This window comes from Actinophytocola sp. (genome assembly GCF_035712165.1).
In the GTDB taxonomy this organism is placed as follows: Bacteria; Actinomycetota; Actinomycetes; order Mycobacteriales; family Pseudonocardiaceae; genus DASYTH01.
Genome location: NZ_DASTBH010000424.1, coordinates 1 through 8,527 on the forward strand (window position 1 = coordinate 1; position 8,527 = coordinate 8,527).

Genomic DNA, 8,527 nt, shown 5'->3' on the forward strand with positions numbered 1-8,527 from the left:
TCGTCGACGTCGACGACCTGCACGACCTCTACCGGGTCCGCCGCGTGATCGAATGTGCGGCCCTGCGCGAGATCACCGAGGTGCCGCGCGCCGCGCTCGACGGGATGCGGGCCGAGGTCATGGACGCCGAGCGGGCCGCCATGGAGGGCCGGTGGGCCGACGTCGGCACCGCGAACCTCCGCTTCCACCAGCGGATCGTCGCGCTGATCGGCAGCCCGCGCACGGACGAGCTGATGCGTCGGGTCTGGGCCGAACTGCGCCTGGTCTGGCATGTCATCGACGATCCGCGCACCAGCTTCGAGCGCTATATCCCGCTCAACCACGAGCTGTTCAGCTACCTCGTCAGCGGCGACCTGGCCGAGGCCGAGAAGAAGCTGGACGCCTACCTCAGCACGGCCGAGGAACAGTTCGTGGCGGCCTATGCCGAGGCCCAGAAAACTGGTTAGTCGGCCGTGTCAGGATGCGGTCATGCCCGCACAGTTCAAGGACCTCGTGCTCGACGCCACTGATCACCACGCGCTCGCCGACTGGTGGTGCGCGGCCATGTCCTACCGGCGCAAGGACGAGCTGAGCCCACCGGAGGACGGCTGGGTGCGGCCGGTCGAGTGGCCGGTGCCGATCGTCGACCCGGAGGGTGCGGGTCCGCTGATCTGGATCGCTCCGGTCCAGGAGACCAAGACCCTCAAGAACCGCATGCACCTTGACGTGTTCGGCGACCGCGACGAACTGGTCGCCCTCGGGGCCACCGTGGTCCGGCGGCGGGACGACGAGATCGAGTGGGACGTGCTCGCCGACCCGGAAGGCAACGAGTTCTGCGTCTTCGCGCCGCGGTGACCCCGTTCGAGGCGGTTCTGGTCGCCCTGGCCGGGGTGTTCGCCGGCGGGATCAACACGGTGGTCGGCTCCGGAACGTTGGTCACCTTCCCGGTTCTGCTCGCGGTCGGCTACCCGCCGGTGGTCGCCAACGTGTCCAACGGTCTCGGCCTGGTGCCCGGTTCGGTGAGCGGCGCGATCGGCTACCGGCGCGAGTTGACCGGCCAGCGCGGCCGGCTGCTGCGGTTCGGCGCGGCCTCCGCGGTCGGCGGTGTGCTCGGTGCGGTGCTGCTGCTCGTGTTACCGGCCAGCGCGTTCGAGGCGATCGTGCCCGTGCTGATCGCATTGGCGCTGGTTCTGGTGGTGCTGCAACCCCGGCTGGCCCGCTGGCTCGCCGCCCGGCAGCCGGACCGCCACCCGCACGGTGGCCTGCCGCTGCTCGTCGGCATCTTCCTGACCGGCGTCTACGGCGGCTACTTCGGCGCCGCGCAGGGCATCATGCTGCTGGCCCTGATGGGGATCCTGATGGACGAGGCCTTGCAACGGATCAACGCGGTGAAGAACGTGCTGGCCGCGGTGGCGAACCTGACCTCCGGGATCGTGTTCGTGTTCGTCGCCGATGTCGCCTGGCTGGCCGTGCTGCTGCTGGCCGTCGGCTCCGTCATCGGCGGCCAGCTCGGCGCCCGGGTCGGCCGGAAGCTGTCGCCGGTCCTGCTGCGCGGGGTGATCGTGGTGGTCGGGCTCGTCGCGATCGCACAACTGGTGCTGCGCTGAACCTGGCATCCTTGCCCGGGTGACCATCGCGGTGCGCCTTTCGCACGTCGAGTTCGACATCCTCTGGGAACAGCTCGGGATCGGCGAGCGGCCCTACCCGATCACCGTCGGCATGTTCGGCGAGACCATGGACGAGCGGGCCGAGCTGCGCGCCCAGGCGTGGCGGACGCTGGCCGAGCGGGGTCTGCACGACGGCGCCGAGCCGAACCCCCGGCTGCAGGATCTGCTGGTCATGCTGGTGCGCAACCGGTTCACCATCGACGGACAGGTGCTCGCGGGGGAGCACCTGCAGGTCCTGGCCGCCGCCCGGGGCGAGGGCGGGGCGCTCTTCGTGCAGACCGACGCCGAGGTGCGGGTCGAGCCGATCCGCGGCAGCGGCGTGGTCGGCGCGGTCATCGCCCTGGTACCGGACGAGAAACCCGGCCCGGGTGAGCCGGTCACCCTGCCGCGCGCGGTGTTCACCGAGGCCACCCAGGCCTACGCCACCGGCGGCTACCTGGCCTTCGAGACCACCCTGCGCACCGGCGGGATCTCCGGCCGGGACCTGCGCGGGCTGACCACGTTGGTCGAGTCCGCCCGGCACGGCGGTGGCCAGCTCGCCGCGAACAGCCTCGACCGGATGGGCCGCCGCACCAGGACCTCGGTGCTCAACTGGTTCGACACCGATGCCGGCCGCTACCTGGCCTACCCCGAGCGTCGCCGGGACGGCACCGAGTGGCTGACCTTCGCGCCCGGCAACTCCACGCGGCTGGCGCGCCGCCTGACCGAGCTGGTCACCGGGCTGCGGGTGTAGAAACTGAGCATGACCGAAGTGCTGTGGCGGCCGGATCCGGAGCGGGTGAACGGGACCAGGATGGCGGCGTTCCGGGACTGGTTGCGGACCAACCGTGACCTCGACCTCCCGGACTACGCGGCGTTGTGGGAGTGGTCCACGACGGATCTCGAGGGGTTCTGGGGCGCCGTGGCCGAGTTCCTCGAGGTGCGCTTCCACACGGCGCCGACCCGCGTGCTGGCGACCGAAACCATGCCCGGCGCCGCCTGGTTCCCCGGTGCCACGCTCAACTACGCCGAGCACGCGCTGCGACCCGGGCCGGGCAAGGCGGACGACGATCTCGCCCTGATCTTCGAGCGGGAGGACGGCCGGTCCGAGCGCCGCACGTACGGCGAACTGCGCGCGGAGGTGGCCGCGGTCCGGGCCGGGCTGCGGGAGTTGGGGGTGCGACGCGGCGACCGGGTGGTGGCCTTGGCCCCGAACGCGCCGAGCACGCTGGTCGCCTTTCTCGCCGCGGCGAGTCTGGGTGCGGTGTGGTCGTCCTGCTCGCCCGACTTCGGCGCCCGCGCGATCTCCGACCGGTTCACCCAGATCGAGCCGACTGTCCTGGTCGCCGTGGACGGTTATGTCTACAATGGACGACCCTTCGACATTCGGTCCACGGTGGAGCAACTGCGGTCCGCGATCCCCAGCCTGAAGGCCACCGTGCTGATCGACTACCTGTCCGACGGCGCGACCCTGTCCGATGGCCCGCATCCCGTGGTCCGCTGGGCCGATCTGCTGACCGCGCACCCGGACGCCGAGCTGGAGTTCGACGCGGTGCCGTTCGACCATCCGCTCTGGGTGCTGTACTCGTCCGGTACCACCGGGTTGCCCAAGGGAATCGTGCAGGGGCACGGCGGGATCGTGTTGGAGCATCTGAAGAATCTCGCGCTGAGCTGCGACCTCGGCCCGGGCGAGCGGTTCTTCTGGTTCACCACCACCGGCTGGATGATGTGGAACTTCCTGAGCTCCGGACTGCTGGTCGGGTGCACGATCGTGCTCTTCGACGGTAGCCCGGCCCACCCCGACCTGGACGTCCTGTGGCGGCTGGCGCAGAACCACCGGGTGACCTACTTCGGGACCTCCGCGCCGTACATCCAGTCCTGCCTCAAGCAGCACCTGCGGCCGGCGCAACAGTTCGACCTGTCCGCCCTGCGCGCCCTCGGGTCGACCGGTGCTCCGCTGAGCCCGGAGGGTTTCCGGTGGATCGCCGATGAGGTCGGCTCGGAGGTGCAGATCTGCTCGGTGTCCGGCGGCACCGACCTGTGCACCGCGTTCGTCGGGTCGTCCCCGGACGTTCCGGTGTGGCTCGGCGAACTGTCCTGCCGGTCGCTCGGCGCGGCGGTGCAGGCGTTCGACGAGGACGGCCGTCCGGTGACCGGCGAGGTCGGCGAGTTGGTGATCACCCGGCCGATGCCGTCCATGCCGGTGTTCTTCTGGAACGACCCGGATGGCAGCCGGCTGCGCGAGGCGTACTTCGAGACCTATCCCGGCGTGTGGCGGCACGGCGACTGGATCCTGATCACCGAGCGCGGTTCGTCGGTGATCTACGGGCGCAGTGACTCGACGCTCAACCGCGGCGGGGTACGCATGGGGACCAGCGAGTTCTACCGGGTGGTCGAGGGGTTCGACGAGGTGCTCGACTCACTGGTGATCGACACCTCGGGTGCCACGACGCCCGACGGCGAGTTGCTCTGCTTCCTCGTGCTCGCCCCGGAAACCGACCTGTCCACTGTGGAGTCGAAGCTGCGCGGTGAGCTGCGCGGCGCGCTCTCGCCACGGCACGTGCCCAACCGGTTCATCGTGGTCGACGAGATTCCCCGCACCCTCAACGGAAAGAAGTGCGAGGTGCCGGTGAAGAAGATCCTCGCCGGCATGCCGCCGGAGCGGGCGGTCAGTCGCGACGCGCTGGCCAATCCCGAGGCGCTGCGCCCGTTCCTGGACCTGGTGGCACCGAAGCGCCCCGGCTGAGGCGCGAGGCCGGCCAGCCGGGGCGGGATCGGTTCGCTCAGGCCACGGCCGCGGCGTTGTCAGCGACCGACTGGATGTGCTGCACCTCCGCGTACAGGTTGTTGAGCACCGACTCGTCGATCGCGGCGAGGCCGGCGTTGCGGCGGCACTCGTCCAGTTTGCTGACCGCGTTGTAGTAGGCCCAGCCGGCGGCGGCGCAGGCGATCGCACCCACACCGGTCTCTACCGTCGCGCAGGCGGCCACGAAGCCGACCAGGGCGGCGCCGACCTCGTTCCACTCGCTATCACAAGCCATCGAAGTTTCTCCTTGCTATGGGTCGGTTGTACGTGTTCGTCACGCCTGGGCGTCTTGGGACATGTCGATGCCGAGTTGCTGTTGCAGCGCGGAGTCGTCCCCCTGCACCTGCCAGTGCGCGCTGAGGGTGGGCAGTTGGTTCCAGTCGATCTGCACCGACTGGTCCTGGCCCTGATCCTGTGACAGGTCAATGCCGAGGTGCTGCGCCAGGTAGTCGTCGTTGCCGCTCGCCTCCCAGTGGGCGCTCAGAGTCGGCAGTTGCGACCAGTCGATCTGGACCTGCTGGTCCGCCGATTCGGCCATTTGGGTTTCTCCTTGGGTCGGAGCCTCCGGCTGGGTCCGCCTGGAGACCCAGTGATCGCAAAGTTAGGTACGCCAACAAAGAGAGACCATCGCCGATCGGTCTCTCGCATGGGGCGAAGCTCGCAGCCCTTTCGGGCAGTCGAACGCGACATTTCTTTCCGGCGGCTCTCCCACGCGCCACCATGGACCTCGTGGCTGGATTCACGGGTGGTGCGGCGTTTCTTCTCGCAGGGCTGCTGCTGTTCGCCGGCACGCTGAAACTGGTGCGACCCAGGGCGTTCGGGCACGCGGTGTACCGGCTGCTGCCCCGGCACCAGTCGTGGCGGGAGCCGGTCGCGCGGGCCGCGGCGCCCGTGGTCGGCGGGGTCGAGGTGCTGGTCGGCGCCGGACTGCTGGCCACCGCCGGCCATCCGTCCGCCGTGCTCACTGGCTGCGCCGCCGCGCTCTACCTCGGGTTCGTCGCCGTGGTCGCGTTCGCCATCCATACCGGCACCTCGTGCGGCTGCTTCGCCTCGTTCTCCGACCGGACCGCCGGCGGCGCCGAACTGGGCCGGTCGATCGTGCTCGCCGTGCTCGCCACGGCGCTGTTCGTCCGGGTGCTGGTCGCGCCCGAGGTGCCGTGGTGGCAGGGTTCCGCCGTGGTCTGGCTGCTCGGGCTGGCCGTCGCCGTCGTGGCCGTCACCGCGGTCAGCGGACGGGTCCTACCCTCCGGGTGGCTGCTGGTCGGCCGGATCGACTCCCGGCTTTCCGGCGTGGACCTGCCCAGCGAACCGACGATCGACGCCCGCGAACGCGCCGCCCTGATCACCGCCGTGCGGTCCGCGCCGTCGGTGCGCGCCTTCGAAGAATGGCTGGGACCGCGCATCGCCGAACTGGACTGGCGACGCAGCCAGGTGCGCACATCCGCGGCCACGCCGCCTGGCGGTCCCCGGGTGCCATGCATGATCATTACCCCGCGTGTCAGGCATCCGCTGACCGTGACCGTGTCGGTTCCCCGCGCCAACGCCAACCACGCGGTCGTCGTCGCGGTGGTCGACGGCCGGCCCGTCTCCGCCATCGGCGGCCGCGTGATGGACGGGTCCAAACCTGTTGAGCTGAGCCGCGGTTAGCGTCCGATCGCGTAGCCCTGCATGCCGCGCGGGTTCGCCGCCGCCCGCAGGATCCCGGTCTCCGAGTCGCGCGCCACCGCCGACAACCGGCCCAGTGACCAGGGGTCGGACCTGGTGACCCGGTGCCCGCGGGCGGCCAGACCGGCCAGCGCCGGCTCGCCCAACCGCGACTCGACCACCAGGCCGCCCGGCTGCGTCTGCCGGGGGTAGAACGACGACGGGAAGGCCGTTGTGTGCCAGGCGGGTGCGTCGATCGCGGCCTGCAGATCCAGGCCGAACACCGCGTGGTTGAGGAAGAATCCCAGCTGCCACTGGTCCTGCTGGTCACCTCCCGGGGTGCCGAACGCGAGCATCCGGCCGTCCCGGCGGGCGAAGGACGGCGACAGCGTGCTGCGCGGCCGCCGGCCCGGAACGAGGGACGCCGGCAACCCCGGCTCCAGCCAGAACATCTGCGCCCGGGTGCCGAGGCAGAAACCGAGCTCGGGGATCGTCGGGGAGCTCTGCAGCCAGCCACCGGACGGGCTGGCCGAGATCATGTTCCCCCACCGGTCGGCCACGTCGACATGGCAGGTGTCGCCGCGGGTTGTGCCGTACCGGGAGATCGTCGGCTCGCCCAGCCCGCCCATCTGGACCAGTGGAACCGGATCCGGGCGGTCCTCGGTGAGATGCCGCGGTAACCGGGCAACGCGGTTCCCCGGCGCGCCAGGGCGCAGTTCGAGGCTGGCGGTCTCGCCGGCAAGCGCGGCGCGGTCGCGGGCGTACTCCGGCGCGAGGAGGGCTTCGATCGGGACGTCCGGTGTGTCGCCGTACCAGGCCTCACGGTCCGCGAAGGCCAGTTTGGCCACCTCGGTGACCCGGTGCACCAGATCCGCGCTGCCCGGCTCGGGTACCTCGCCGAGGGCGTCGAGCATCGCCAGTTGCTGCAACAGGGTCGGGCCCTGAGACCACGGGCCGACCTTGTAGACGGTCCAGCCGTGGCTGGTGTGCCGCACCGGCGGCTCGTAACCGGGTCGCCAGGTGGCGCAGTCCTGGCCGGTGAGCAGGCCCGCGTGGTGCTCGCCGGAGTCGTCCAGGACGGGCGTGCGGCAGAACTTGTCGATCGCCTCGGCCACGAATCCCTGGTACCACGCGGTGATCGCCGCCTCGAGCTGTGCCTCGCGGCCGGCGCCCGCGGCTTCGGCTTCGGCCAACAGGCGCCGGTAGGCACCGGCCAGCGCGGGGTTGCGCAGCAGGCCGCCGGGTTCGGGCATCGGCAGCCACACCTCGGCCGAGGTGCGCCATTCCGCCCGGAACAGGCTTTCGACCGCGCCGATGGTCTCCAGCACGCGGGGCACGGGGACGTGGCCGGACTCGGCGTAGCCGATCGCGTAGCCGAGGATGTCGCGCAGGGGCAGGCTGCCGTGGTCGCGGAGCAGGGTCAGCCACGCTCCGACCGCCCCCGGCACAGTCGCCGCGAGGAGACCGGTGCCGGGCACCAGGTCCAGCCCGGCCAACTGTTCGATGCTCGCGGCTGCCGGCGCCACGCCCTGCCCGCACAGGACGGTCGGCTCGGCGTCCCCGGGTGTCGTGAAGATCACCGGCACCTCGCCGCCCGGGCCGCACATGTGCGGCTCGACCACGTGCAGCATGAACCCGACCGCGGCGGCCGCGTCGAACGCGTTGCCCCCGCGCTCCAGCACGGCCATCCCGGCGGCCGAGGCCAGCCAGTGGGTCGAGGCCACCATGCCGAATGTTCCCGACAGCTCCGGCCGAGTGGTGAACATTCGTCAACGCTAGCCTGCCAAGGTGGCTCGCGGTCCGCTCTGGACATGCCCGGCGTGCGGCCGAACGTTCGCCAACCCGCGCCAGCCCCACACCTGCGCGCCCCTCGGCGACCTCGCGCGCCACTTCGTCGGTAAGGATCCCCAGGTCCGCGCCACCTTCGACCGGATACTGTCGCTGGTGGAGACCCTCGGCCCGGTCGACGTCCTGCCGGAGAAGACCCGCATCGCCCTGCACGTCCGGATGAGCTTCGCCGCGTTCATGCCCCGCCGCCACTGGCTCGACGGCCACCTGGTCCTGGCCCGGCAGGCAACCCACCCGACGTTCCGCAAGATCGAGACCTATTCCCCGCGCAACGTTCTGCACACCCTCCGCCTCACCCACCCGGAGGAAGTCGACCAGCCCCTGTTCGCCCTGCTCAGCGAGGCGTACCGGGTGGGCGAGCAACATCACCTGAACGGGTAGAGGGGATGCGCTTTGCTCGGTCCAGGGGCGACCTTGTAGGCTGTCCGCCGAGCGACCTTGGGGCCCGGGAGGCTTCGCCTAGTCTGGTCTATGGCGCCGCACTGCTAATGCGGTTGGGGTTAACCGCCCCTCCCGGGTTCGAATCCCGGAGTCTCCGCGTCCTCGGCCGGTATGTACACTGGTCGGGCACCTGCGCCCGTAGCTCAACGGATAGAGCATCTGA

General features: G+C 70.7%; 10 protein-coding genes and 1 tRNA gene. 8 read left to right on the plus strand and 3 right to left on the minus strand.

What is annotated here, in order from left to right; translation table 11 throughout:
* The 5 genes from VFO68_RS23430 to VFO68_RS23450 form a co-directional block, all read left to right on the plus strand.
* Positions 1 to 446 (plus strand): GntR family transcriptional regulator (locus VFO68_RS23430; protein WP_325160518.1); only part of this gene is annotated, 446 nt, incomplete at its 5' end.
* A gap of 22 nt (positions 447 to 468) precedes the next feature.
* The gene (locus VFO68_RS23435) at positions 469 to 834 is read left to right on the plus strand and encodes a VOC family protein (RefSeq protein ID WP_325160519.1); all 366 of its coding nucleotides are present in this window, start codon (positions 469 to 471) and stop codon (positions 832 to 834) included.
* Positions 831 to 1,586, plus strand: a complete 756-nt coding sequence (locus tag VFO68_RS23440) for a sulfite exporter TauE/SafE family protein (RefSeq protein ID WP_325160520.1) — start codon at positions 831 to 833, stop codon at positions 1,584 to 1,586. The genes VFO68_RS23435 and VFO68_RS23440 overlap by 4 nt, the downstream gene beginning before the upstream one ends.
* Positions 1,587 to 1,605: 19 nt before the next feature.
* Positions 1,606 to 2,379 (plus strand): ESX secretion-associated protein EspG, encoded by a 774-nt coding sequence (locus VFO68_RS23445; protein WP_325160521.1) that lies wholly within the window; start codon positions 1,606 to 1,608, stop codon positions 2,377 to 2,379.
* Positions 2,380 to 2,388: 9 nt separating this feature from the next.
* Entirely contained in the window at positions 2,389 to 4,371 is a 1,983-nt protein-coding gene (locus tag VFO68_RS23450; RefSeq protein ID WP_325160522.1) for an acetoacetate--CoA ligase, read from the plus strand.
* Between the two features lie 37 nt (positions 4,372 to 4,408).
* Here the strand turns inward: VFO68_RS23450 and VFO68_RS23455 are convergent, their stop codons facing one another.
* Both VFO68_RS23455 and VFO68_RS23460 read right to left on the minus strand, forming a co-directional pair.
* Positions 4,409 to 4,666 (minus strand): hypothetical protein, encoded by a 258-nt coding sequence (locus tag VFO68_RS23455; RefSeq protein WP_325160523.1) that lies wholly within the window; start codon positions 4,664 to 4,666, stop codon positions 4,409 to 4,411.
* 39 nt (positions 4,667 to 4,705) lie between these two features.
* Positions 4,706 to 4,969, minus strand: a complete 264-nt coding sequence (locus VFO68_RS23460; protein ID WP_325160524.1) for a hypothetical protein — start codon at positions 4,967 to 4,969, stop codon at positions 4,706 to 4,708.
* A gap of 191 nt (positions 4,970 to 5,160) precedes the next feature.
* Between VFO68_RS23460 and VFO68_RS23465 the strand changes: the two genes are divergently transcribed.
* A complete protein-coding gene (locus tag VFO68_RS23465) occupies positions 5,161 to 6,078 on the plus strand; it encodes a MauE/DoxX family redox-associated membrane protein (protein WP_325160525.1) in 918 nt (305 codons plus the stop codon).
* On the opposite strand, the gene VFO68_RS23470 is transcribed toward VFO68_RS23465, so the two are convergent.
* Complete coding sequence (locus VFO68_RS23470; protein WP_325160526.1) at positions 6,075 to 7,841, minus strand: gamma-glutamyltransferase family protein; 1,767 nt, start codon at positions 7,839 to 7,841, stop codon at positions 6,075 to 6,077. The genes VFO68_RS23465 and VFO68_RS23470 overlap by 4 nt on opposite strands.
* A gap of 22 nt (positions 7,842 to 7,863) precedes the next feature.
* Here VFO68_RS23470 and VFO68_RS23475 point away from each other — a divergent pair, with 22 nt between their 5' ends.
* Together VFO68_RS23475 and VFO68_RS23480 are read left to right on the plus strand one after the other, a co-directional pair.
* Positions 7,864 to 8,304 carry a DUF5655 domain-containing protein gene (locus tag VFO68_RS23475; protein WP_325160527.1) on the plus strand — a complete coding sequence of 147 codons (441 nt, stop codon included), beginning with the start codon at positions 7,864 to 7,866 and terminating at the stop codon, positions 8,302 to 8,304.
* A 67-nt stretch (positions 8,305 to 8,371) separates the two neighbouring features.
* Positions 8,372 to 8,461, plus strand: a tRNA-Ser gene (locus VFO68_RS23480).
* Positions 8,462 to 8,527 lie beyond the last annotated feature (66 nt).

What these genes read in the sequence shown, in the direction of transcription:
- VFO68_RS23435 (WP_325160519.1), top strand. Translation starts at nt 469, where the DNA reads ATGCCCGCACAGTTCAAGGACCTCGTGCTCGACGCCACTGATCACCAC.
- VFO68_RS23450 (WP_325160522.1), top strand. Translation starts at nt 2,389, where the DNA reads ATGACCGAAGTGCTGTGGCGGCCGGATCCGGAGCGGGTGAACGGGACC.
- VFO68_RS23455 (WP_325160523.1), bottom strand. Translation starts at nt 4,666, where the DNA reads ATGGCTTGTGATAGCGAGTGGAACGAGGTCGGCGCCGCCCTGGTCGGC.
- VFO68_RS23460 (WP_325160524.1), bottom strand. Translation starts at nt 4,969, where the DNA reads ATGGCCGAATCGGCGGACCAGCAGGTCCAGATCGACTGGTCGCAACTG.
- VFO68_RS23470 (WP_325160526.1), bottom strand. Translation starts at nt 7,841, where the DNA reads ATGTTCACCACTCGGCCGGAGCTGTCGGGAACATTCGGCATGGTGGCC.